Below are 24388 nucleotides of genomic sequence, written 5' to 3'. Positions count from 1 at the left end.
TACCTGAATTATTCATACCACCCCAAATCTTGATATGAACAACTCTATTTCATCTGCAATATTGGATTTTTGGTAGAGCTGTTATTTTTTCCCTTTCAAAACGTCTCTTAGAGACGAAAAGAAGCACGGAATGCGATTGTTATTGTGTTTTTGGGCATACTAATTCCTTTGTTCGAACGTTTTTTTTAAATTTGCGGGGTCTCCTCACCAAGACAAGGATTGAATTTGCCGTAGGATATGAAAAAATTCATCTTGGTAGACATGATGGGTGCTGAGTTTTAGCATCATGCGTCTTCCGCTGTGGATCAGTTTCCCAGCGATCTTGAAAAACCGAAGACGAATACTTTGTATCTGTAGGCCTTTGGCCTTTTCCGGGAAAGCTAGTGTGCGTATAAAATTGTTGATGTTATAGGAAAGGACGCTGACCATCATGCGGACGGCATTCTCCAAGAAATGAGAACTGTCCGTCTTGTCGAAGAAGAAGCCATTCTTGGCTTCCTTGATGAAATTCTCCATCGTACCTCTCTTCCAATACGTTTGGTAGACTTGTTCAGTCGAGACAACATCGGATAGATTGGTGATAATGAATTCATGGTGGAAAATCAGTTCATTTGCTTCCCTGACAGAACGAATGCAAACTCTACGATCATGCTTCCAAGTGCCGGCTTGGTAGCGAATGGAGTAGAAATGCTCTTCCTTCTGACTCCATTCGGTCTCATCCCCAACTTGAACAAACTGTTCCGCGAACTTATGCAAGCGGGCATTCCGTTTGAGCCGAATGACGTACTGATGCTCTTTTTCTTCACAGAGGTCATACAGTTCCGGCGCTGCAAAGCCACTATCTGCGCGGACAAGAATGGTGCTGACTGGAACGGTCTGATTATAGTGTTCAAGAAGCGGATTCAAAAAATCGGCTGCCCCGGTTGAGCAGTATGTGTTTCCGGAACGCAGTTCCGCCTTCAGAAAGTCCTTGGTCAGACCATCAAAGGCAACGAGCGGATGATAACCGGTTGTTTGATAATGTGTGTTAAAGGCCGTTTCTTCTTGATCGCCGTAGGTGTCACTATATGTGGAATCCAAATCAAAAACCAGTTCTGTTGCATTACGTTGTATGCGTACCTTATCCAGAATCGCTTGATTGAGCGCTTGTAGCTGCAAAAGCGCATCGGGACTCTCACTAATGCGATCCCAAAAACGCGAAAGCGAAGGTTGTGAAGCCAATGTACTTTTTTCAAGCATCTGCTGGAAGAAAGGATCATGACGTAAGATGTTGGCAGATGCATCGGTATCATAGCCTGCAATTAATTGGAAAATCAGTTGTTCAAGGATGGTTTCATTCGAATGTGTAGGTGAGAGACGGGAGTCTTGAAAATGAAGCTCTTTCTCCATCAACTGTTCGAATCCGATTGAATGAAGGAATTCTTTAACCAAAATGAGACCAGCATCCGTGGAGAGATTACCTCCAGTATTTGTAACCGTCATTTTTTGATTGAATTTTAGAGTGTTTTCGTGTAAAGTTGCCATTGAGAGAACCCCTTTCTATGGTTGTTGGTAGTACATTAACCATAACAGATAGGGGTTCTTTTTTCACACCTTTTGGGTGTGAAAGTGAAATAAAGAATACGTTGATAGAACAACATTTCAAGGTGTTTTCTGAAAACCTATGAATAATTCAGGAGTATATTAAGACTATCAATTTTTGGTTATTTTACTTTGAGGAGGAAACAAAAATGAGCATGACTCATTATATGTCGTTATTAGCTTCAAACCAGCCCTGGAATCTGATCATCTTTATGGCCATCCCTGTGATCTGCGCGGAGACACTGACGATTTCGGAATTTTTCATTATTTTTGACAGGGTAAAATCAGGTGGATTGAGGACTTTGAACAAAATAGTCGGCATCTTTGCCGGCTTCTATTTTACGGGTATATTCTTCTACCTCTTGTTTAACGCAGTGATTCCATTGACCACCACCAATGGTTGGCATACGTGGGTCGACGTTGTGGCAGTGGGCTTCTACTTGAGCGGTGTCCTGTTCCTTTTGCCGATCGCATTAATGGAAATTGGTGTGATTTTCAAAAATAAAACCGATGAAGAGAAGATGAAAATCCACTTTATGCTGGTCGGCGGCTTTCTGGTAGTTGCCCACATTGCCATGATTTTCGGCATGGTGAATCCTGAAATCATCGACAGCATGTCTGTAATGCCGGGTATGACGAATTAGCCATAAATATGTATCCAAAATAGTATATACGACAAAAAATCCGCAATCAAATTTTTAATGATTGCGGATTTTAAAAATATATTCGATTATCTGGTCGGTATGCTGCTGAAAATGAAAACTTTTTGGGTTATTCCGCCAATGTTCCGACGATCGGCAGTCCATCCAAAACGGAGGTGCCGTGCGGCGAACGGCTGATGGCGGTGGTGCAGTCGGTGCCCGCCTGTACCCCATAATGGCTCCCGTTTTGCCATTTAGCTGCATTGGTGACATCGTAGACGATGCCTTCAACGGCGACATAGGCATCATTTCCGTTCTTTCCGTCATATTGCGCTAATTCATCCAGGGTGAAGGTTTTTGCATTCGCTTGGCTACTTGAAGAAGCAGTAACGCTGGATGACGACGCAACTTCCGAGGATGAAACAGCTGAACTGGCAGTGGCAATCGTGGATGCCTTGTCGGCAGTGGCTGCCTGTGTCGTTCCGCAGGCCCCGAAAATTAAGCTTGCACCTAATAAGAAGGTAATCATTTTTGCTTTGTTATTTTTTTGCATTTTGTTTTCTCCTTTGTTTGGCATTCGTCAGTCTTTACAATCCAAATGACTCGAAGTGGATTTTTTGTTTTGGAACCTTTTTGGAAACCAACGTCGATTCAATGGTATGCATGAATCCTTTGGGACCGCAAAGGACAAATTCGCTGGTGGCATACGGGACTGCGGCGGATTCGAAAATGGCTTCCGTTTTTTCCGCATCCAAGTAACCGTCCCGGGTTGAATAAAAAGGAACGAAGGTGAAATTGGGCAACTCTTTCTGGAAAGCAGCCAATTCCGTTGCATAGGCAAGTTCATTCTCATTGCGCAAACTCCAGATGAGCACCGCTTTATTAGTGGCATTTTTTTGGCGCAGGCTTTCCAGGATGCCCAACATAGGTGTTACGCCGACACCACCGGCGAACAGCACCAAGCTCTTATCCGTGTTTTGGATGTCTTCCAACGGTTGCCATAAGCCGCCATAAGGGCCTTCGACAGTCACTTTCGTCCCTGCCTTGATGCGTTGGATGATATGTGTATAGTCTCCGGAGTCCTTGATAGATACGGAAAGGGCATGCGGATTCTCCGGTGCGGAAGTCAAAGAAAATGGATGTTCCTCAAAGCTATAGTTTCCATCCAGCACTCGCAAATAGATGAATTGTCCAGCTTTGTAATCAAAGGGCCGCCCGTTTTCGGCTGCCAGCGTCAAACTGACAATCTGGTCATTCTCGTTCACCACATCGGTTATGGTGTAAATATTTTTCTTCAATAGAATAGGCCTGATCAGCTTGTGGTACACATAGAAGCCCAAAGAAACGATGAAATACAGGGCGTACATCATGGTCAAAGTCATATCGCCCCGGACAAAGTAGGCGATGGTGATGACATGCACAGATAGCGCGATGATAGCAACGATATTGAAATTATGCAGGAACTTCATGATGCTGTATTTGGAGAAGAAAAAATTCCTTACTGCATCCTTCACTATCTTAATTATTTTGATTCTCCCTAGCCAGTTGGTCATGAAGAACACGGACAATACAGTCAGCAGCAGGAAAAGCATGATGGCAAAATCCCCGAAGACAGTTGAAAATTCGAACTCCCCCCAAGCAAAACTGGCCCATTCTTTGTGCAATAAGCCGAGCGCCAAAGCGACGATGGCCATGATGCCGTGGAAACGATGGAACTTATCCAAGCTGAAGTATTTTTCGATGAATTTGGGTCTCGCGGCCGTTATCAGTTCGGATAATAGCCAGGTGTAGCTGAGGATGCCGATAAAAGCAGGCGCTGCGATACTGAAATTAAGCCCTTTTAGCGAGATAAAGGCAATGGGCAGCGGGCTCAAAAAATAAATGGCGAGAATCATATACTGGATTGCTTTTCTTTTCATGTGCATTTCCTCCGTTTTCTTATTTATATTCATTATAGATAAGGAAATTTAGGATGACATGAAGGTAAGCTGAAGATTAGCTGAAGATGCTATTTTTCGTTCTGTCCCCTAGTGGACGCGTGATACAATAAAGCAAAGAGGTGAACGCAATGGACGGGAAAAAAACACGAGTTTTGGTGGTGGATGACGAACAGAGCATCCGCGAGTTTTTGACGATGGGACTGGAAGACGAAGGATACAGCGTGGAAACGGCAAAGGACGGCTTGACGGCGCTGACGAAAATGCATCAAGATCCCTATGATATCGTTATTTTGGATGTGATGATGCCGGGGATGGATGGGTATGAATGCTGCCGCATGCTGAAGCAGAAATATGATGTCGTTGTCATCATGCTGACGGCGAAGGACCAAGCGGAAGACACGGTAAAGGGATTGAAAACAGGGGCGGATGATTATCTGGCCAAACCATTCAGTTTTCTGGAGTTGCTGACGCGGATGGAGGTCCGCTTGAATAGCCGTTTTCCGCAAAAGAACACAGTCATCCGCAAAGGGCCCTTTGCCGTTGATAATGCCCGCCATGAGATTACGTTCGAGAATGAAAAACTCGATCTGACCCCCACGGAGTACAAGCTGATGTGCCTATTGTTCGATAACGTGAACATCGTCGTTTCAAAGGAGACCATCATGAATCAAGTGTGGGGCTATGATTATTTCAGCAGTTCGAATGTGGTGGAAGTTTATATCCGCAACTTAAGGGAAAAATTGCATGATTCAGCGCACCGCTACATCAAAACCGAGCGCGGATTCGGCTATAAATTGGATGTGGAAGGGTCATGAAAGTGAAGAACCTGAACAGGCAACTGTTCCAAAGCAGCATGCAGTTGCTGCTGCTGTTTCTTGTGATCATCGGCTTTTTGCAGACGAGCTCGATTTATTTCTATACGGAAAATCAAAGGAAAATTGAGGTGCAGAGCTATCTGCAAGACTTGGAGCAAACCGCGAATCTGTTTGATGATGGGCAACTGTTGGCCGAAAAAGCCACAGAGCTTGCCGAGGATCTCATTTCAGATGCGAATGTCATTTTTTATGCTAATTCCGGGGAAAAGCAACTGATTCACATCAACCGATTGTTTTTAAAGGATAAACAGACTGCAACATACACTGAGCCTGTATATTATGAGGGGAAAATGATCGGGACGATAGAGGTCATCTATTCCATCCACGAATCGCTGGAGTTGATGCTAACGCAGTTGATCATTTATGTGATTGCCAGCATCGTCATTCTGTTGTTGGCTTGGCGGTTCTATCGACGCATGCTGAGGAAAACGCTGGCTCCCTTGGACAGCGTCATTGCATCGGTTTCTGAGGTTTCCGTAGACAATTTGGATGAGCCGATAGTTATCGCGGATGCGCAAGCGGATATAGCCAAACTGGTCGCTTCGACCAATGAGTTGAAAGTGCGGCTGCATGATTCCTTTCAAACCATCGAAGAGAACCAGCTTAAACTGCAGCAATTCGTTTCCGATGCTTCGCATGAATTAAAGACGCCGCTGACGACAATCCAGGGCTATTCGGAAATTCTGTTGCGGGGAAAATTGGATAATCCCGAAAAGATCCGCTATTCCCTGGAGAGCATGCTTGATCAGACGAAACGCCTGACATATATCGTGAACGAACTGCTGGAATTGTCAAAGTTGGATCGGAAGGTGCAGATGGGGAAAGCCGAACTGAACCTGAATGATGTACTGGAGGACATTTTCCCCCTATTGAAGATGATCCAGGAAGGGCGGGAACTGAAGCTGGTGATAGGCGGGATACCGAATGTTCTGATGAACCGCAAAAAAATAGAGCAAGTCATTTTAAACATTGTCCAGAATGCTATTTTCCATTCCGATCCGAAGACGCCGATCATGATCCGCACCTACCAAGAAAATGAAAAAGTCGTCCTGGCAATCACCGACCACGGTGAGGGCATTGCCGAGGAGCATCTGCCGCTCATCTTTGATCGCTTTTACCGCATCGATACCGATCGTTCGCGCGAAAGCGGTGGGACGGGCTTGGGCTTGGCCATCTGCCAAGAGATTATGCATGCGCATAATGGGGAAATCGATGTGCAGAGCATTGTGGGAAAGGAAACGACTTTTTTTATCCGGTTTCCAATGATACCTTCAGGCCGCAATGGTCAGAGATGAGCGGAGTATCCTTTCCGTCGAAGATGATTTCAGCGGAAAGAACCGTTGGCTTGTAATTGCATAGAATATAGTCGATCCGTCGGAGTTGTTGCTTCTGATGGATGGAGCCTGTCTGATAGGCAGGGAAAGTGAATTTCCCCTTTGGAAAAGGGGCTAATGCATAGGTGTCGTGCCAGCCGGACACTTTTGTGACCCAGTCATAGCCCTTGCCGCGCCGATTGGCGGAAGCGTTGAAGTCACCCAATAACACGATCTTTTGATCGGGATGAAGGGCAGCCAGTGAACTTTCCAGCCTTAACCATTCCTGCAGGAAGACATTCTTTTTTTTATCCTGCCATCCCGACAAATGGCAGGAGTAGAACAGCATGCGCTCATTTTTATTTGTTATTTCAATGCCCACCACGCCGCGACGTTTTTGCGAAAAATAGGGCTTTTTGGATGAAATCACGAACCCATGTAGCTCTTGGATGGGATGGCGCGAGAAGATTGCCACACCTTCATCATACAGCCGATAGCCCATATGGCAAGGGAACCAGGCCCAATAATAGGCGGTCCCCATTTTTAAAAGAGTTTGCTGCAGTACGTATGCGAAGTTGTTTTTGTGGATGTTTGGCCTTTCCTTTGCAGGAAAATAGTAAGGATCATCCTTCACAGGGGCTTTCGGGGCAAAACGGGATTGGTTGATTTCTTGGAAGGCAATCACGTCATATTGTTCAGCGGCTATATGCTGGGCAAGGCAGGCCATTTTTTGTTTAGAGTTGGGTTCCATCCAACTGTGCGCGTTCAAGGTCAATAATTTCATTGGAACAGTTCACTCCCAATACGGTATGATAAGGAAAAATTATGGAAGCATCATTTCTTCCGTTCTGCCAATTCATCCAAGCTGCGTCCGGCGGCGCTGCCGATCGTCCATTGATTGTTGAATGAAGTCTGGCCATAATACAATCGAACGCCGTCCGGTTCGAGGATCATGCTGGAACGATAGATTCTGTACCCATCAGGATCCGTTTTTTCACCGGTGTTGGACAACAGATGCTTTTCTGCAGTGAAGTGGATGCCATCAGCGGATGTGCTGTAGCTGAGTTCTCCGCCTACATCCGCACGGTTTTTCCGATTGAGGTTCAACAGATAGTAAACGCCATCGACTTTCATGACGTCTGGATGCCAGGAATGAACGGCCTTGCCATCTGCGGTGATAGCGCTGAAAGGGCCCCAGTTCTTGCCGTCCGGACTCTCGCTGTAAAGGACATACCAGTCGCGCATGATCCACATCTTATAACGTCCGTCCTCAAAAATGACGGAAGGGGAAATCAATTGCAGTTTGTCGCCCGATGCTGCGGTCATAGCTTCCGGATCGGTCCAGTCTTTGCCATCCGAAGAGGTGATGCGATAGAGCGTCTCCCGGGAAGTAGCTTTGGTAATTTTTACAAACTCGCGGTACCACAGTTCCAGCCTTGATGTGGAGCGGTTATAGAACAAGTGCACATCTGAGTTGTAAGAATGCAGCCCTTTTTTGGGTGTCGGCACCAAAGGGTTGCTGACGCCGGCTGGCACTTCCCAATTAATCCCATCATTGCTGGCGACGATGCAAGGGTTCTCGGTCTGATCATTTTCATAGGGATAAGGCGTAAATGCCATCCAATATTTATAATCGTGCCATTTCTCGTCGAATTGGACAATGGATGGGTGGGTCGCCTGATGGGTTTTGCCTTTCCAATTTGTGCCGTCATCATAAGGAGTCGGAACAGACAGGAACCGTGACGAACCGGCAGCCTGTTTGGGAAGAACGCTGACGCCGAACATTATGCTGATGGCTAAAAGAATTAAAAAAAATTTTTTTTCATGTGATTTCCTCCTGCACTCAGACGGGTAGCCATCTGAAACTCATGTGACCAACGTTGGTTTCTTATCGTTTGCGGCTCTCTCTCTCAATATTCTTGCATATTTCTTTTTGTTAATCAACACGGTAGTATCGGTTTTGGAAGGCGCTGTTGGTTTCCGAAAACCGACATTGTGATCACGACAGCATAACATTACCTGAAAAAAAGGATAGGTGTCGGATATGGCGGCAAAATCATTGCAAACAAGCAAACGATTCCAGTTGGAATATGCTGAATTTTCGATATGAGGTTTGACTGTTTGTAGTATAATTAGATTTAAATTTGATGAAATAAGGAATGGATGAGAAAAATAATGGGGAAAATTACGATATTGGTTCCTGCCTATAATGAGGAAGCCGTTATTGAGAAAATGTACGAAAGATTGAATGAGGTCTGCGCCGACCTGGAACGGCACACCTTCGAGTTCCTGTTTGTCAATGACGGCAGCCAGGATCGGACTCTCCAGCTCGTTAAACAGCTGAAAGGGGAAGACGACAGGGTCCAATATGTGGATCTGTCGCGTAATTTCGGTAAAGAGGCGGCCATGATTGCCGGCCTTGACTATACCAAAGGCGATGCGGTCATCATCATCGATGCCGATCTGCAACAGCCTCCGGAACTTTTTGGAGAGATGATTCATTGGTGGGAAGAAGGCTATGATGATGTCTACGCCGTAAGGAAGGAAAGAGAAGGCGAGAGTTGGCTGAAGAAATGGACTTCCAGGAAGTATTACCATTTGCTTCAAAAAGTATCCCAACAGGATGTCTATCCTCAGGTGGGCGATTACCGTCTGTTGGACAAAAAATGCATCGATGCCCTAAAGCAACTGAGGGAACGGGAACGTTATACGAAAGGGCTGTACAGCTGGATCGGCTTCAAGAAGAAAGAAATAGCGTATGTGGCCCAGCCAAGGGTTGCCGGTGAAACCAAATGGAAGTTTTCCGGTTTGATGAAGCTTGCAATCGACGGCATCACTTCCTACAGCACAGTGCCTTTAAAAGTTTGGTCGATCGTCGGCATCATCATCTCTCTTTTTGGATTTATCGTTTTGGCGATCGAAGTGATAAAGACTTTGATTTTTGGCTCAAATGTAGCCGGGTATCCTTCTTTGTTTGCCGGAATCTTTTTTCTGGGAGGCATCCAGCTTATTTCGTTGGGGATCATCGGGGAATATCTGGGACGGGTCTTTATCGAAACCAAAGAACGCCCGCTGTATTTCATTCAGGAATATTCCGAGTCGGGCCACGTGGGGAACGAGCCTGGGCAAAGTTCGGAAATCCGGAATGGAAGAGGGGATTAAGGCGGCATGGAGAAGTTGAAAAATTTATATGGAAAATTTGAAGAAGTCATCAGCTATTTGATTTTTGGCGGACTTACGACAGCCGTCAATATTGCTGTGTTCTTCCTCTGCGATACGATGCTGGACATGAATTATTTGATCGCAAATGCGATTTCCATCGTCGTTTCCATCGTCTTTGCTTTTTTCACGAATAAAAAATATGTTTTTAAGACGAAGACCTCCACTTTCAAGGAAAGCTTCCTTGAATTCATGCGATTTTGCACTTTCCGCCTGCTTTCGGCCGGTTTCGACATGCTCAGCATGTGGATTTTGGTTGATGGTATCCATTTTGATGCCAATGTGGCAAAGATAGCGACACAATTCATTGTCGTCGTATTGAACTATGCCTTCAGCAAATGGTTCATTTTTAAGCAGAGGGGATGAGCAGGCATGTTTGAAGAGAACAATGCGTCAAAAAAAACAGCTGTATACTATACTGGTTTATTTTTAGTGATGACGGCCCTCATCTACGGGTACTTTATGAAGGAACAGAAGTCATTCATTTGGGAAGGCGACGGTTTCTCGCAGCATTATCTTGTTTTTAAGGATTACTTGAGCATGTGGCGGGGGTTCTTGAGCCATCCAACGGAAGGCTTCCCTTTTTGGGACTGGCACATCGGCTTGGGGGCGGATGTCATTGCCTCTTACGGTTATTATGTCATCGGGGATCCGTTCGTCTATCTCGGCTTGCTGTTTCCGGAAGGCATGACGGAATTGGCTTATCATGTGTTGATCCTGGTGCGCGTGTATGTGGTAGGCTTGGCTTTCTTGGCTTTCTGCAGGCAGATGAAGATAAAAACCCCGGGAGCCTTGTTTGGAAGCATCCTCTACACCTTCACTTTTTACGTGGTTTTGAACGTGGTCAGACATCCTTTCTTTCTCCTGCCGATGATCATTTTTCCTTTGCTGTGTCTGGGGATGGAGCGGATTTTGCAGGGTGAATCCAACATCGCCTTCATTTTGGCCGTTTTTTTCAGTGCCTTCAGCAATTTTTATTTCTTTTACATGTTGACGGTGTTGGTCTTTATTTTTGCGATTACCCGCTATTTCAATCTTTATGGCATCAAGGAATGGAGCCGTATCGTCGGGTATGTTTGGCGGGCCCTTTATTCCTATCTGATCGGGGTGCTGATGGCAGGGATCCTTTTGGCTCCGGTTGTCTGGGGTTTTTTGCAGTCTTCCCGGCAACCGGGGGAATTCGCTGCCGGGCTGAGTTTTTATCCCATCGAATATTATTTTGGCTTGTTTAAAAACCTCTTGATCACAGAACGGTTCTTGTGGACGGTCTTTGGATTCTCCGCTTGTACGGTGCTGGTGGCCCCGTTGCTGTTTCTGTGGCGCAAGAAATTCGGCCACATCACGGCGAACCTGGCAGTGTACGCCGTCATCCTACTGCTGCCGGCTTTTGGTTCCATCATGAACGGCTTTTCAGGACCGTATAACCGCTGGACTTTCGCCATCCCGCTCTTTATTTCAGCTGGATCGGCGATACTATTCAATGAACGCTTTAACTTGACACGTTCTGAACTGAGGGCGATGGGGCTTTCGGCGGTTGCGTTCAGTTCGGTTCCGCTAATGATTGCCGATGCCGGAGATGTGACTCCGTTTCGGCTAGCCTATCCCATCCCGGTTGCCTTCGCTTGGTTGGTGTGGGCCTTGCTGGTCTGGGCATACTGGCTAAACCAATCCGGCCGCTTAAACAGCAATGCTAAAACAACCCTTTCAGTGGCATTGTTGATATTGGCAATGGCAAATTTGGTCTTCAATGCGCGGGATTTCTACCAGCCAAATGGCCAAAATGAGGTTGCGGCTCTTTTGGATTATGGCACAGTCGATGAAACGTATAATGAGACCTTTGGCGGCGCTGAGCAGCTGATCAAAGATCCGGGAATCTATCGGATAGGCGTGACCTCCAAAGATACTGACGTCAAAAATCAGATGGCTTTGTTGAATCGGATGGGGATGAATTCCTATCTTTCCGTCACCAACGGAGCGGTGGCCGATTTCGCGAAGCAACTGGAAAATAACCAATTTCAATTGATCCAACCGGTCCGGGGCGGCTTCGATGATCGCCGGATCGCCAATAACCTGCTGGGTGTAAAGTATATTTTGACGGAAGCCGGGCATGCCAAGTACCTGCCTGCCGGCTATGAAGTGGTTCAACGGACCGGTGAGGAAAAAGGGGCATTTGTTGTTGCACAGAGTGAGCAGGCCTATCCATTTGCCTATGCGGAATCGGTCTATCTTTCAACGGAAGAATTCGAAAAATACAATCCGGTGGAAAAAGAAGCCTTCCTGTCCTATGGAATTGTGCTGGAACCGTCAGAAACGGATACAGCGGCACTAACGCCGTTTGCAGGGGAACTGGCCGTCAAGTCTGTGGCTTTTTCATTGGCTTCGTCCGATCCGGAAAAAGTGCAAGTTTCCGGAGGGACGATCACGGTCAAAGATGGAGAAGGCACAATCGAGTTGCGGCCGAACGATCCGCAAGAATTGGCAAATGCAGAGGTGTATGTCCATCTGAAAGGCTTGCATTTCGACCCGAAACATCAAGCCGAATACGGCTGGACGTCAATCGGCTACGGCGCGCGGGTGTCCATTGACGATCGGACCAAGGCGGTCGAACAAGGCGATCTTTTGAGCTTCAGTTCCTATTTCCACCGTGAGGATATGCTGTTCAACATGGAAAGCAAAGGGGATACAACGGACTCGGCTCCCCTCAGCCTGCAGTTGAATGCTGCCGGCACATACAAAGTAGACGACATCAAAATTTATGCGTATCCGCTTGATGGACAGTACGCCGCACGCGTATCAGAAAAACAAGCGAATGCCATGGCTATCGAGACCTTTACGGATGAAAAAATAAGCGGAACGATTACGCAGGCTAAACCGAGCGTGCTCACGACCTCAATCCCTTATACTTCCGGATGGAAAGCGCAAGTCAATGGCAAAGAGGTAGGAACCGTGAAGGTGAACTACGGATTCATCGGCATTCCGCTGCCTGCGGGGGAATCGGAAATTACGCTGACTTACCAAACGCCGCTCCTGAGAACGGGTGGCATACTGTCCATTTCAGGCGTGCTACTGCTGTTCTGCAATCAGCGCTTTTGGAACAAAAAAAGACAAGCATCTTTGCCCCAGTAAGCGAGGGGAAAGTGTATCGCCTAAAAAGCAAGGGGGATTCCTAATCCGGGAGTCCCTTTTTTGCCCTTTTTTTCCAGGAAAAAGGGTCATGTATTTTTCTATTCTATGGAATATGGAGTATGATTAGGGGGAAGAAACTGGTTTGCACGTGCACAAGGCTGCCCAAAATAGGAGGTTTGAGTGATGACAGAACATACCCATGCACACAGCCATCCGGACGGTATGGGTGGCGTAAAAGGAAAAAATTTGCTCCTGACCATGGTCCTGAAGATTGTGCTGACAATTGCCGAAGTTTTGGGCGGCTGGTTTTCCGGCAGCTTATCGCTGCTTTCCGATGCACTCCACAATCTTAACGACGTATTGTCCATCGTCATCAGTTGGTTTGCCGTCAAGATGGCAGCAAAAGAACACGATAAGAAAAACACCTTCGGCTACAGACGGGCCACCATCATAGCCGCGGTCACCAATGCCACCCTACTGATCATCATGTCCCTTTTCCTTTTCAGGGAAGCTTATTTTAAATTCATTCAGCCTGAAAAAATAAACGCACTGTTGGTCATCGTGATCGCCGCAATCGGGATCGTCCTCAATGCAATGGCTGTATACCTGCTGCATAAGAGTTCAGGAGATGACTTGAATATGCGGGCGGTGTACCTGCATTTTCTGAGCGATGCCTTGTCCTCGGTCGGGGTAATGGTCGGCGGAGTTGTCATCTATTACTTCGATGCCTACTGGATTGATCCTTTGTTGACGGTGCTGATTGGTTTGTATATCCTCAAGGAAAGCTATGAAATATTGAAAGAGTCGGCGAACATCCTGATGCAGGGAACACCGAAAACGGTGGACATCGATGAAATCGCTGAGGAACTCGAAAAGATGGATGCGATAAAAAACATCCATCACGTCCACATTTGGGCGTTGGATGAGTATACGCTCTTTTTCGAAGCCCATGTAAATCTGCAAAATGACATTTTGGTCAGTGAACTATCCGAGGTCTATGAGAAGTTGGAACAGGTATTGAAAGGGCGCTTCGGTGTGACCCACTTGACGATTCAGTTCGAATATAATTGTTGCGAGGATGTGGGCAGGGTACTCGATAAAGAATAAACAAGAACAAAGGAAAGCGGTGGGGGATATGACGAAAGTCGAGCAGCACAGGGAAATATGCGAAAGGCTGAATCAGCTGTATGCGGCAAAAAATAAAGACTACGGGGATAGTTTTGGCGACAGCTTCCAGGAGTACGGGCTGATAATGCCGGCCGTCCGATTGGATGATAAACTGCACCGTTTCAAACAACTGATTAAGCAAGAGGCCGAAGTGAAAGACGAGAGTATCACAGACACGCTGATGGATTTGGCGAATTACGCAATCATGACCATCATCGAAATCGAGAACAAAGCATAATACTGAGCACAATAGTATCAATTACCTCAACAAAAAAGATAGACGAGACCAAAGCTTGGATGCTTTGGTCTCGTCTATCTTTTTAAATCGTTATGCTGTTGATGAAGCGGGCGATCCTTGGATCGGTAGTGCTTTCGAAGAAGTCCTTGGTCGGACCGTCGAAGCCGACTTTGCCGTCCTCCAGGAACAGCATGCGGTCCGCTGCTTCCCTTGCGAAGTCAAGGTTGTGCGTCACGATGATCATGGACAGCTTCTCGGAGGCGAGTTCCTTCAAAACGCGCAGCACTTCCGCTTCCAACTCGGGATCGAGGGCGGAGGTGGGTTCATCAAAAAGGACGAAATCCGGTTCCATTGCCAAGGCGCGCGCGATGGCCACGCGTTGCTGTTGGCCGCCCGATAGTTGGTCCGGGTAATGGTCCAGTTTGTCGGCCAATCCCACTTTGTTCAGCAGGTTTTTGGCTCTGGCCGTCGCTTCTGTTTTCGAAAGTTTCAGAACCGTGATCGGGCCTTCGATGACATTTTCCAATACCGACAGATGCGGGAAGAGGTTGAAGCTCTGGAACACCATCGCCGTTTCTTTGCGGATTGCCATCATCGTTTCTTTCGATATTTTGGAGCTGAAATCGACCTCGAGATTGCCGTTCTTCAAGATGCCGCTTTCGGGCACTTCCAACAGGTTCAAGGTGCGGAGCAGGGTGGACTTGCCCGAACCGGATGGGCCGACGATGACGGTCGTTTCACCGGTTTTGAAAGTCAACGAGATGTCCTTGAGGGCATGGAAGTCACCGTAGGATTTTTGGATATTTTTGATTTCGATCATGTCGTCACGCCTTTTTCAGATATTTGGAAGTTCTGATTTCCAATTTGCCTTGGATCCAAGTCAATACTGTACTGATAAGTAGATAGATCACAGCCACTTCCATATACAGAATCAGCGGTTCATAGGTAACGGAAGCGAACTGCTGCCCGACCATCGTCATTTCGATGATTGTGATGCTGGATGCCAGCGAGGTCGATTTCACCAAAGAGATGAAGTCATTCATGACAGCCGGCAAGGCAATCCGGATGGTCTGCGGGAAGATGATCCTTTTCAGGACCTGTCCGTGCGTCATGCCCAAGGAGTCGGCCGCTTCCCATTGCCCTCTCGGGATGGACAGGATCGCGCCGCGGATGGATTCGGCCGAATAGGCGCCGCTGTTCAGTGCAAAAGTCAGAATAGCCGCGGTCCAAGCATCCAAGGTGATGTTCAGCTTCGGCAAACCGAAGAAGACGATGAACAACTGGATCAAAAGCGGGGTGCCGCGGAATACCCAAACGTAGAACCAAGCCAGCGCCTTTAATATCTTGCTTTTCGAAATCCGCATGACTGCAGTAAGGACCGCCAGTACAAGGGACAAGGCAAAGGAAATCAGCGCCAAGGGGATGGTGACGGTAAATCCTGCTTCCAGAATTGGCCATAGGGCGTTTTCGATTATGGATAATGTATGCTGCAAAATTTACTCACCGTTCCTTTTTATATTAAAAATTAAAAAAATATTCAACGTCCAAAAGAGCATCACCGCAAGTGGTTCACGAGATACCAAATTGTACCATGCATCCAACGATGATGGTTAGCTTCAAGGGTTAACCATCGATAAATCAGATAAATCGTACCGATTGAGCTCTACGCTGCGCAATCGGTACGATTTCGTAAATGTGAGACGGAACGAGCCCGTTCAGCTTTTCTTAGTTGTTGGCGCCGACGCTGATGTCTTCACCTAGGTATTTTTCGAAGATTGCTTTGAAAGTGCCGTCTTCTGTGCGGGCTGCGATGATTTCGTTCAGTTTAGTCTGGAATTCTGTGTTTTCTTTTTGCAGGATGATGCCGACTTCGTCATTTGTAGGCAGTTTTTCGTCGATTAGTCTCAAAGTTGAATCTGGATATTCCTCAAAGTAAGTCAAGAAAGTGATGTAGTCATTGATTGTGCCGTCTGCGCGGCCTGAAGTGATCAATTCGACTGCTTGGTTGAAGCCGTCGACAGGGACGATTTCAGCGCCAAGATCGCGTGCGTTCTGTGCATAATTACTTGTAGTGGATTGTGCTGATTTTTTGCCGCTGTAGTCTTCCAAAGTTTGGATGTCAGAGTCTGCGCTGACAGCCAGTTGGCCGTAGGACTCGAAATAAGCATCGGTGAAGTCATAAGCTTCTTGTCGTTCTTCGGTAACGCCAACGTTGTTGATGACGATATCGTATTTATTGACGTCCAATCCGGCAATCAGGGAATCCCATTTTGTTTCGACGAAGACAGCTTCCACGCCCAAATCTTCAGCGATGACTTCTGCGATTTCCACTTCGAAACCGACCAAGTCGCCTGTTTCTGTGTCATGGTAGCTGAATGGAGGGTAAGTGCCTTCGACCCCGATGCGCAATTGTTTGTTTTCTTCGATCGTTTTTAAGACGTTTCCTGTTGTGGCGGTGCTGGATGCTGTAGAGGCACTGTCCGAACTTGAATCAGTTGTTGTTGCGCCGCAAGCCGCCAAAACCAAACCTGCTGTACCCACGAATAAGATTTTTGATAATAGTTTCTTCATTTATATTCACTCCTGTTTTTGTTTTTTTTTGATATGTTGTCGGTCCTTCGACCGGAAAAAAACTCCCCCACGCGGTTGATGCTGGTGATGAAAGCCTGCAAACCGACACTTTCTTACTTTTTGTCGCTCGAAGGCATGAGGAAATCTTATCACCAGTGCAGGTAAGAAGCAAACAGTTATAATCGAACAAGGTTGATAGGTAAAAACGATCACCTAGAGTTTATGAATAATGCAAATTGCGCGACGATTAAGAAGCTTATCGGTCCCCGCGCGAATCGTGTATAATATAGGAAACGACAAGAGATTCGCTGACCAAGAGAGCGAATGGAACCAGGGGGAATTTGTATGACAGATGCATTGAAAAGATTGATCCAGGCAGCACAGCAACCGGAGGAAGCGGACCTGATCATCCAGAACGGAACAGTGGTGGATGTGTTTTCGCTGGAGACCTTTGAAGCGGACGTTGCGATCAAAGATGGGCACATCGTCGGCATCGGTACCTACCCAAACGGAAAGCAAGTGGTGGATGCTTCAGGGAAATATGTCATGCCGGGCTTTATCGACGGGCACATCCATATCGAATCGACGATGGTCACGCCATCGGAATTTTCGCGTGCCCTCATCAAACACGGCGTGACGACCGTTGTGACCGATCCGCATGAAATCGCAAACGTCGCAGGCACAATCGGGATTGAATTTATGTTGGAGGACGCCGCTAATGCCGACATGGACATCCTGATGAAGCTGCCTTCGTGTGTGCCGGCAACACCCTTTGAGCAGAACGGCGCGACGCTGACTGCGGATGATCTCCGGCCTTATTTGACCCATCCGACCGTCATCGGCTTGGCGGAAGTGATGGATTATCCATCCGTATTGAATGCAAATCCGGATATGCTTGAGAAAATCCGCATGACGATCGAAGCGGGAATGATGGTCGATGGCCATGCTGCCGGTTTGCCGGATACTGCGCTGAATGTCTACAGCACAGCCGGGATCCGCAACGACCACGAAGCGGTGACTGCGGAAGAAGCGATTGCGCGGGTACGACGGGGCATCCATGTGTTGGTGCGCGAAGGCTCGGCCGCGAAAGATCTGCTGGCGCTGTTGCCGGCCATCAACGAAAGGAACAGCCGTCGTTTTTCATTTTGTACGGACGATAAGCATTTGGACGAATTGGCCGAAGAAGGAACCGTCAATTATGCCGCGCAGTTGGCGATTCAACAAGGGGTGGACCCGCTCATCGCCATCCAGATGGCTACGCTCAATAATGCGATATGCCACGGAATCGAGGACAAAGGCGCCATCGCACCTGGATATCTGGCGGATATCCTGATCACGGACAGCCTGGAGACACTGCGCCCGGAAACGATCATCAAAGACGGACGTTTGCTGGACCTGCGGGCTTTAAGAAACGTCCGCGCAACTGTCCCGGAGGCTGTCCGATCCTCGCTTCATTTGAAGAAAGTGACAAAAGACGACTTGCAGATCCCGCTTCAAAATGGGCAAAAGGCTTGGGTCATCGGCGTTGTGCCGGGCCGGATCATTACCGAGAAAATCGCAGCGGATGTGAGGACGGAAGATGGATTCTTTGTTGCGGATCCAGAAAACGATCAAGTGAAGATGGTGGTGTGCGAGCGCCATCACCAAACCGGCAGCATCGGGGCTGGCATCGTCAGCGGACTCGGTCTGAAACGGGGTGCCATCGCCTCGACCGTAGCCCATGATTCGCATAATCTGGTCGTGGCCGGGACCAACGATGAAGATATGCTGCTGGCGATCGAAGAGGCGGAACGCATGCAAGGCGGACTCGTAATCGTGGATGGCGGCAAGGTGCTGGCGTCAGTCCCGCTGAGGGTCGGTGGCATCATGTCGGAAAAGCCTTACGAAGAAGTAATCAAGGAATTGCATCAGTTGCACGAGCAGTTGGCTACGTTGGCGGAGGAATCGCAGAACATTTTCATGATCCTTTCGTTCCTGTGCTTGCCGGTCATTCCGCGTCTGAAACTGACGGATAAAGGTTTGTTTGATGTGGATTCCTTCCAGCATATCGAAGTCGGGATTCCGATGTAAAACCATTCATTTCACTGTGATCCGGAAAGGCGGTGGTTCTTTATGGCGATTTCATTCGGTGAATTCATTCAGTTGCTGCTGACGAGCCCGGCTATTGCGGTGACGGTGGCCTTGACGCTGGGAGTGGTTTTGGTGAACGGGTGGACGGATGCGCCGAATGCCATCGCCACCTGCGTCTCGACCAGGAGCATGACTCCGCGGAACGCCATCTTGATGGCGGCTGCGTTCAATTTTTTAGGCGTTTTTGCGATGACGGCGATCAATGCGAAAGTTGCCCAGACGATGGCGAAGATGGTTGATTTTGGCGGGAATACGGATGACGCGGTTGTGGCGCTGTGTGCGGCTCTCTTCGCGATTGTGGTATGGGCCACTGCCGCCTGGTATTTTGGCATTCCGACAAGCGAGAGCCATGCCTTGATCGCTGGGGTTTCGGGGGCTGCAATCGCGTTGCAGGGCGGAATCAGCGGCATCAATGGGGCGGAATGGATCAAGGTGCTGTACGGCTTGGTGCTTTCCACCGTTCTTGGGTTGTCTCTGGGATTCCTTGTCGTGAAACTGGTCGGCGCGTTGTTCAAGGACATTGAGCGGCAAAGCACGACAACCTTCTTCCGCAACAGCCAGATCGCCGGTGCGGCGGCGATGGCCTTCATGCATGGGGCCCAGGACGGCCAGAAGTTCATCGGGATTTTCCTGTTGGGCATCGCTTTGTCGCAAGGAAATGCCGCGACCGATTTCGCGATCCCGGTCTGGTTGATGCTGCTGTGTTCCGCGGTCATGGCTTTGGGAACAGCGATCGGCGGCGGGAAGATCATCAAGACTGTCGGGGTCAACATGGTGAGATTGGAGACTTATCAAGGCTTCAGTGCTGATTTTGCCGGGGCCTTGAGCCTCTTGACGGCATCGCTCTTGGGGCTGCCGGTGAGCACGACCCACACGAAGACAACGGCTATCATGGGAGTGGGCGCGGGTAGGCATCTGTCGAGCGTAAACTGGCTGACGGTCAAGGAAATGGTTTATACGTGGGTGTTGACGTTTCCAGGTTGCGGTCTTGTCGGTTATCTGATGGCAAAGCTGTTCATTCGGATATTCTAGGGGGAGCCGGTTATGTTCAAAAAGAAGACGGAAAAGTTGGATTATTTCGATGAGTTCATCAAGCTTGCCGAATGGGGTGTCCAATCGGCGGAATTCCTGAAGCTGGTGCTGGAGGATTATCCGGTCGCTGATCTCAGCCAAAAATTGGACGAGATGCATGAAATTGAACACAATGCCGACCTCGCGAAATACAGGCTGATGCGCTATATGTACAACGATCTGTTGCCGCCTTTCGACAGGCAGGATGTGATTGCGCTGGTAACCAGTCTGGACCATGCCATCGACATGATAGAGGATGTCATGATCCATATTGAGATCTATCAACCGCAGAACATCACCCCGGAAATCAATCAATTCCTCGATCTGGTCGAAAAATCAGCAGAAGAACTGCTTACGGCGGTGAGGCTATTAAAAACCTATAAGAAATCGCAAAAAGAGATCCATGCAGTCATCGACCTGATCAATGCCTGTGAAAAAGAAGGCGATCTGCTGTATATCCAATCCATGCGCGATCTCTATCAGAACGATGTGGATGCGGTCAGCACCGTCATCCTAAGCAAAATCTATAAATCCCTGGAGGATTGTTGCGACGCCTTCAAGGACGTGACCAAATTCGTGGAAGAGATTGCGTTGAAGTACGCTTGATCTGTGGTGGTTGTCCGATAAAGCGGAGAAATCGGACAAGTGTAGTGAGTTAGTCTTGCTGGTTGTCCGATAATGTGGAAGAATCGGACAAGTAGAGTGAGTCAGTAGCGTGAATGCCCGCCATAACTGTTTTAACGGATTATTTCTGAGCGTAAAATCAAGTCCCATACATAAATAAATAGGGCGGCATCAAAACCAGAATAGTCCTTTCTGGTTTTGATGCCGCCTTATTTAGCTATATGGTCAAAAAGATGCCATCAACTATAATCTGTTGTCCATGTACCGAAATTATTGGTCTAAAGATGGATCCAGTTCTCCAGTGGAATAACGGATATGTCCGTCCCAGTTTCTTGCATGCATACTGATGCCGTTCATGTGATGGTCGTCTTCCGTGTGGTGACGGAGATGAGTGGCATGGCTACGTACATACTGACCGTGATTTTCATATGTCACCGTATCCATCATCGCTGCATCTACGGGAGTTGCGACAGCAAAGGTTGTCAAGGCAGTAAAAGAAATCAGGCCAATCCTCAAATATTTTTTCTTCATGAATAAGTTCTTCCTTCCTATGTATACTGACTATAGTTTATGCGGCTGTTTCAGCCTTGTTGATCGGACAAAAGAAATGATCAGCAACGCGGGATCGCTTGATCCTTCTTCAGTATACTAAGGAAGTGTGTAGAACAGATGTAGTTAAAAAATAAAATATATGGATTCGCGATTAGTTGAATTTTGCGCAAGGGTATGACATAATATATTTGAAAATTAAATAACTTCTTTATCAAGAGAGATCGAGGGACTGGCCCGATGACATCTCAGCAACCGACCCCTGCGCGAACGCAGCGGCACGGTGCTAAATCCTGCAGAGCAATCTGAGAGATAAGAAGAGCAAAGCGACATTCCCGACTCTTCTTGTTTAAAGAAGGGTTTTTTGTTTTCAAAAAAAACAATCTGGAGGGAAAGACGATGACAATGACAAAAGAACAATTCGAACATTGCGAAAGAATGGAAGCTGCAGGCGGCCCAAAAAGCCAAGCCGAGGCTATGCTCTATCATCAGTACAAACAGCAAAAGGCTGCCATTGCAGAAGCGCTTAAGCTGGGTAAGGAGAACTATCAAACGGAACTGCTGGCCAAAGTAGTGGAAGTACATCGGCTTGAGGAAGAAATCGCCAAGTTGCAGCAGCACCTTTACCTGGAGCGGGTACAAGTGGATAAGATGATGGAACTGGTGGACCAGTTTTAACGAAGCAATTGGGAGGAGGAATGGATTTGGAACTGAAGATGAAACGCATCTACGAAGCCCCCGCGGAAAAGGATGGCTTCCGGATCCTGGTTGATCGGCTGTGGCCGCGGGGTGTGAAAAAGGAAGCCGCGCAACTGGATGCATGGCTGAAAGACAGCGCGCCTTCGCCGGATTTGCGCAAATGGTTCGACCACGATCCCGAAAAATTCACCGCCTTCAAAGAACGCTATGAAGAGGAAATGTTGACGAACCCGCCGACAGCTGCTGCTGTAGCGGAGATCCTGAAACAGTTGGAAGCGACCGATGTCACATTGGTCTATGCCGCGCGGGATCCGGAAATCAATCATGTCGTCGTGTTATGGGATTTTGTGGAGAGCCAGTGGAAATAAGCGATCATAGAATGCGAGAGAAGACGCGCTTGGCCAAGGGCGTCTTCTTTCGGTTGGGGGTGCTGCCTCAGTTGGCTTTCGGAGAAGCGTCAGCGTCTGTTCAGTCGACAAAAGTGAGTTGTCTTGAGCTTCAGTAGCAATGGTCGTGTGGAATAGTCGACGCACCCCCATCAGGTCTCGTTCCTATTCCCGAACCGCTTCCGGTATTTCAAAGGTGACAGCCGGTAGCTGCGCCGAAATTGTTCCACAAAGTAACTGATCTGGTTGTAGCCGACCGCTTCGCTGATTGCGCTGATCGATAGGTCGGTGCCGATGATCAGGTTTTTGGCCAGGAAGAGCCGGTGCTTCGCGACGTATCTCATCGGGGATGTCTGGGTATATTTTTGGAACAGCGCTGTGCAGCGGTTTTTATTAATCAAGGCATGATTGGCCAAATCGGCGACCGTGATTTGGTGCTGGTAATTTTCTTCGACATATGCCAACAGGCGGTGGAATAGCTTTCTTTCCTCGAAATCGGCTGCTTTTCCGGATCCCCTGAGCGCGTAGAGCGTCTCCTCCAGACTATCCGAAAGCAGATTGATGACGGAGAAATAAGGGATGGTATGGTCGCTTGCCGCTAGAATTCGTTGCAGACGCGCCGTTTTCTCCGGAGACAGAGCCAACAGGTGGTAGCTGAAGGCTTCGTTTTCCAAAAGTGGCAGAATGTAGTCCTGAAGCACTTTTGGATGGAAGAAATCCGGCTCAAAATTGACGCAGATGGCCGCGGCATCTCCTGATATAGTCCGGGAACGGTGCAGCTGCCCGCGGTTGATGATCAGGAGCGTATCGCCCGATAACGGAAACGCATCCTCATTCACCGTGAATTCCAAAGTACCTGAATGGACCCAGACGGCCTGCAGTTCCTGATGCCAATGCAGCGGAATCGTATCTTGGCGCAGATGCTGAAAATGCTGGCGAAGCAGCGTCAGATTGAAGTCTTGAGAAGGGAAACGGACGTCCTCTTCCAGCTGATTCCTGAAATGGATCGGCATTGTTTTTCCGTCCACTTGGCTTGGGACGATGCGGTAGCTGCCGCTATCGGAATCTCTCGTTGCTGTCATCTGTACAGCTCCTTTCTCTGTCCGGCCCGTATTTTTTTCTGATACTATAATAGCAATTTTAATCCGAATCTGGCAAATCCGGCAATAAAATATACACAAATCTGATAAAAATAAGTAGCCCAGCGATAGAATCGGATCTTCCACCCGCCTATAATGAACGAATACAATGGATAATCATAGGAATGGGAGCGGACGGTATGAGTGATAAAGTGAAAGGAATATTATTGGCGGCGGGTGGAGGCAGCTTGTGGGGGATTTCAGGGATTTTGGCGCAACTGCTTTTCGCTGTTTATACGGTCTCTTCAGAATGGCTGGTGAGCACGCGCCTTTTGATGGCAGGAATCTTGATCCTTTTCTACAGCCGTGCCGTAAAGCGGGAGGATATTTTCGGGATTTTTCGTGAAAGCGGGGATGTCATCCGCCTGCTGTTGTTCGCGGTGTTCGGCATGGTCTCCTGCCAGTATTTGTTTTTCAAGGCAATCGAAGTGAGCAGCGCGTCCTTGGCGGCCATCCTTCAATTCACAGCGCCGATTTTTGTCTATCTATATATGTTGATAAAAAAAGAGAAGCACTTCAATCCGGCTGAAGGCGGACTGGTGCTGGCAACTTTTGCGGGAGTACTGCTGATCGTGACCAAAGGCGAATTCAGCCGAATCGCGGTTTCGCCGCTTGGACTTGTACTGGGAATCGGCTCTGCGATCGGCGTGGCCTTTTACACACTGCAACCGCGGCTGATCCTGAAGAAATACGGATCCTCGGTGGTTGTTGGCTGGGGCATGTTCATTGGTGGCGTGCTGTTCCAGTTCATCCATCCTTTTTGGGCTCCCGGATTCGCGATGACAGCGCAGAGCGTTCTGTTGACCGGCGCAATCATCCTCTTCGGAACGGCCGTCGCTTTCCTGGCGTATCTGGAAAGCGTAAAATACATCGAAGCCTCCTTGGCGAGCGTCATGACTGCACTGGAGCCACTGCTGGCGGCGATTCTTTCGGTACTCGTCTTCGGAACCGCATCCGGCTTTGTTGAATGGCTGGGCATTGCGATCGTCTTGGGATCCGTATTGCTGTTGTCGAATTTCAGTCGGTTCAAAGAAAAAATCCCTTCCCGAGAATGCGGCAAGGAAATTTTGTGAAAACAGAGCAAGCAGCCTGCGCTAAGGAGTCGCAGGCTGCTTGCTT

The 24388-nt window shown here is 48.1% G+C and carries 24 protein-coding genes and 1 riboswitch; of the genes, 14 read left to right on the top strand and 10 right to left on the bottom strand.

The features are described from left to right. Positions 1–204: 204 nt before the first annotated feature. Positions 205–1524 carry an IS1380 family transposase gene (locus tag BM184_RS11035; protein ID WP_093365099.1) on the bottom strand — a complete coding sequence of 440 codons (1320 nt, stop codon included), beginning with the start codon at positions 1522–1524 and terminating at the stop codon, positions 205–207. Between the two features lie 206 nt (positions 1525–1730). On the opposite strand from BM184_RS11035, the gene BM184_RS11030 reads away from it, so the two are divergent. Continuing rightward, a complete protein-coding gene (locus BM184_RS11030) occupies positions 1731–2225 on the top strand; it encodes a DUF6803 family protein (RefSeq protein WP_086941940.1) in 495 nt (164 codons plus the stop codon). Between the two features lie 127 nt (positions 2226–2352). On the opposite strand, the gene BM184_RS15575 is transcribed toward BM184_RS11030, so the two are convergent. Together BM184_RS15575 and BM184_RS11020 are read right to left on the bottom strand one after the other, a co-directional pair. Beyond that, the gene (locus tag BM184_RS15575; protein ID WP_245830615.1) at positions 2353–2568 is read right to left on the bottom strand and encodes a cytochrome b5 domain-containing protein; all 216 of its coding nucleotides are present in this window, start codon (positions 2566–2568) and stop codon (positions 2353–2355) included. 241 nt (positions 2569–2809) lie between these two features. Continuing rightward, on the bottom strand, positions 2810–4141 hold the full coding sequence (locus BM184_RS11020; RefSeq protein ID WP_177208631.1) for a ferredoxin reductase family protein: 1332 nt from the start codon (positions 4139–4141) through the stop codon (positions 2810–2812). 149 nt (positions 4142–4290) lie between these two features. Between BM184_RS11020 and BM184_RS11015 the strand changes: the two genes are divergently transcribed. Together BM184_RS11015 and BM184_RS11010 are read left to right on the top strand one after the other, a co-directional pair. Further along, the gene (locus tag BM184_RS11015; RefSeq protein ID WP_086941942.1) at positions 4291–4977 is read left to right on the top strand and encodes a response regulator transcription factor; all 687 of its coding nucleotides are present in this window, start codon (positions 4291–4293) and stop codon (positions 4975–4977) included. Continuing rightward, positions 4974–6332: a sensor histidine kinase gene (locus BM184_RS11010; protein ID WP_086941943.1), complete on the top strand. Its 1359-nt coding sequence runs from the start codon at positions 4974–4976 to the stop codon at positions 6330–6332. The genes BM184_RS11015 and BM184_RS11010 overlap by 4 nt, the downstream gene beginning before the upstream one ends. Here the strand turns inward: BM184_RS11010 and BM184_RS11005 are convergent. Both BM184_RS11005 and BM184_RS11000 read right to left on the bottom strand, forming a co-directional pair. Continuing rightward, positions 6286–7134: an endonuclease/exonuclease/phosphatase family protein gene (locus BM184_RS11005; protein ID WP_086941944.1), complete on the bottom strand. Its 849-nt coding sequence runs from the start codon at positions 7132–7134 to the stop codon at positions 6286–6288. The two genes, BM184_RS11010 and BM184_RS11005, sit on opposite strands and share 47 nt — an antisense overlap. A 50-nt stretch (positions 7135–7184) precedes the next feature. Then, positions 7185–8135, bottom strand: a complete 951-nt coding sequence (locus tag BM184_RS11000; protein ID WP_086941945.1) for a hypothetical protein — start codon at positions 8133–8135, stop codon at positions 7185–7187. 390 nt (positions 8136–8525) lie between these two features. Between BM184_RS11000 and BM184_RS10995 the strand changes: the two genes are divergently transcribed. The 5 genes from BM184_RS10995 to BM184_RS10975 all read left to right on the top strand — a co-directional run bounded on the left by BM184_RS10995 (position 8526) and on the right by BM184_RS10975 (position 14100). Beyond that, positions 8526–9512 carry a glycosyltransferase family 2 protein gene (locus BM184_RS10995; protein ID WP_086941946.1) on the top strand — a complete coding sequence of 329 codons (987 nt, stop codon included), beginning with the start codon at positions 8526–8528 and terminating at the stop codon, positions 9510–9512. Positions 9513–9518: 6 nt separating this feature from the next. Continuing rightward, positions 9519–9935, top strand: coding sequence for a GtrA family protein (locus tag BM184_RS10990; protein ID WP_086941947.1), 417 nt, complete (start codon positions 9519–9521; stop codon positions 9933–9935). 6 nt (positions 9936–9941) lie between these two features. Further along, positions 9942–12695 carry a YfhO family protein gene (locus tag BM184_RS10985; RefSeq protein ID WP_086941948.1) on the top strand — a complete coding sequence of 918 codons (2754 nt, stop codon included), beginning with the start codon at positions 9942–9944 and terminating at the stop codon, positions 12693–12695. A gap of 183 nt (positions 12696–12878) precedes the next feature. Continuing rightward, on the top strand, positions 12879–13802 hold the full coding sequence (locus BM184_RS10980) for a cation diffusion facilitator family transporter (protein ID WP_218151028.1): 924 nt from the start codon (positions 12879–12881) through the stop codon (positions 13800–13802). Between the two features lie 28 nt (positions 13803–13830). Beyond that, entirely contained in the window at positions 13831–14100 is a 270-nt protein-coding gene (locus tag BM184_RS10975) for a nucleotide modification associated domain-containing protein (RefSeq protein ID WP_086628910.1), read from the top strand. Positions 14101–14182: 82 nt separating this feature from the next. Here the strand turns inward: BM184_RS10975 and BM184_RS10970 are convergent, their stop codons facing one another. The 3 genes from BM184_RS10970 to BM184_RS10960 form a co-directional block, all read right to left on the bottom strand. Then, positions 14183–14920: an amino acid ABC transporter ATP-binding protein gene (locus tag BM184_RS10970; RefSeq protein WP_086941949.1), complete on the bottom strand. Its 738-nt coding sequence runs from the start codon at positions 14918–14920 to the stop codon at positions 14183–14185. Between the two features lie 4 nt (positions 14921–14924). Beyond that, a complete protein-coding gene (locus tag BM184_RS10965; protein ID WP_068562290.1) occupies positions 14925–15593 on the bottom strand; it encodes an amino acid ABC transporter permease in 669 nt (222 codons plus the stop codon). A gap of 232 nt (positions 15594–15825) precedes the next feature. Further along, entirely contained in the window at positions 15826–16671 is an 846-nt protein-coding gene (locus BM184_RS10960) for a transporter substrate-binding domain-containing protein (protein WP_086941950.1), read from the bottom strand. A 345-nt stretch (positions 16672–17016) separates the two neighbouring features. Here BM184_RS10960 and ade point away from each other — a divergent pair, with 345 nt between their 5' ends. The 3 genes from ade to BM184_RS10945 are packed head-to-tail and all read left to right on the top strand — an operon-like array spanning position 17017 to position 20478. Continuing rightward, on the top strand, positions 17017–18741 hold the full coding sequence (ade, locus tag BM184_RS10955; protein WP_086941951.1) for an adenine deaminase: 1725 nt from the start codon (positions 17017–17019) through the stop codon (positions 18739–18741). A 42-nt stretch (positions 18742–18783) separates the two neighbouring features. Then, positions 18784–19833, top strand: a complete 1050-nt coding sequence (locus BM184_RS10950; protein ID WP_086941952.1) for an inorganic phosphate transporter — start codon at positions 18784–18786, stop codon at positions 19831–19833. A gap of 12 nt (positions 19834–19845) precedes the next feature. Then, on the top strand, positions 19846–20478 hold the full coding sequence (locus BM184_RS10945; protein ID WP_086941953.1) for a DUF47 domain-containing protein: 633 nt from the start codon (positions 19846–19848) through the stop codon (positions 20476–20478). A 288-nt stretch (positions 20479–20766) separates the two neighbouring features. Here the strand turns inward: BM184_RS10945 and BM184_RS10940 are convergent, their stop codons facing one another. After that, positions 20767–21027, bottom strand: a complete 261-nt coding sequence (locus BM184_RS10940) for a hypothetical protein (RefSeq protein ID WP_086941954.1) — start codon at positions 21025–21027, stop codon at positions 20767–20769. A gap of 226 nt (positions 21028–21253) precedes the next feature. Then, positions 21254–21364, top strand: a riboswitch (SAM riboswitch). A gap of 80 nt (positions 21365–21444) precedes the next feature. On the opposite strand from BM184_RS10940, the gene BM184_RS10935 reads away from it, so the two are divergent. Both BM184_RS10935 and BM184_RS10930 read left to right on the top strand, forming a co-directional pair. After that, the gene (locus BM184_RS10935; RefSeq protein WP_086941955.1) at positions 21445–21723 is read left to right on the top strand and encodes a hypothetical protein; all 279 of its coding nucleotides are present in this window, start codon (positions 21445–21447) and stop codon (positions 21721–21723) included. Positions 21724–21749: 26 nt separating this feature from the next. Then, a complete protein-coding gene (locus tag BM184_RS10930) occupies positions 21750–22112 on the top strand; it encodes a DUF488 domain-containing protein (RefSeq protein WP_245830560.1) in 363 nt (120 codons plus the stop codon). A gap of 170 nt (positions 22113–22282) precedes the next feature. Here the strand turns inward: BM184_RS10930 and BM184_RS10925 are convergent, their stop codons facing one another. After that, positions 22283–23212 (bottom strand): AraC family transcriptional regulator, encoded by a 930-nt coding sequence (locus tag BM184_RS10925; RefSeq protein ID WP_086941957.1) that lies wholly within the window; start codon positions 23210–23212, stop codon positions 22283–22285. Positions 23213–23409: 197 nt separating this feature from the next. Between BM184_RS10925 and BM184_RS10920 the strand changes: the two genes are divergently transcribed. Next, positions 23410–24342 (top strand): DMT family transporter, encoded by a 933-nt coding sequence (locus BM184_RS10920; RefSeq protein WP_086941958.1) that lies wholly within the window; start codon positions 23410–23412, stop codon positions 24340–24342. Positions 24343–24388: the final 46 nt, after the last annotated feature.

The organism is Trichococcus pasteurii (assembly GCF_900112935.1).
GTDB lineage: Bacteria > Bacillota > Bacilli > Lactobacillales > Aerococcaceae > Trichococcus > Trichococcus pasteurii.
Note: the sequence above shows the minus strand (reverse complement) of the source record. Positions and strands in the feature narration are given on the sequence as shown.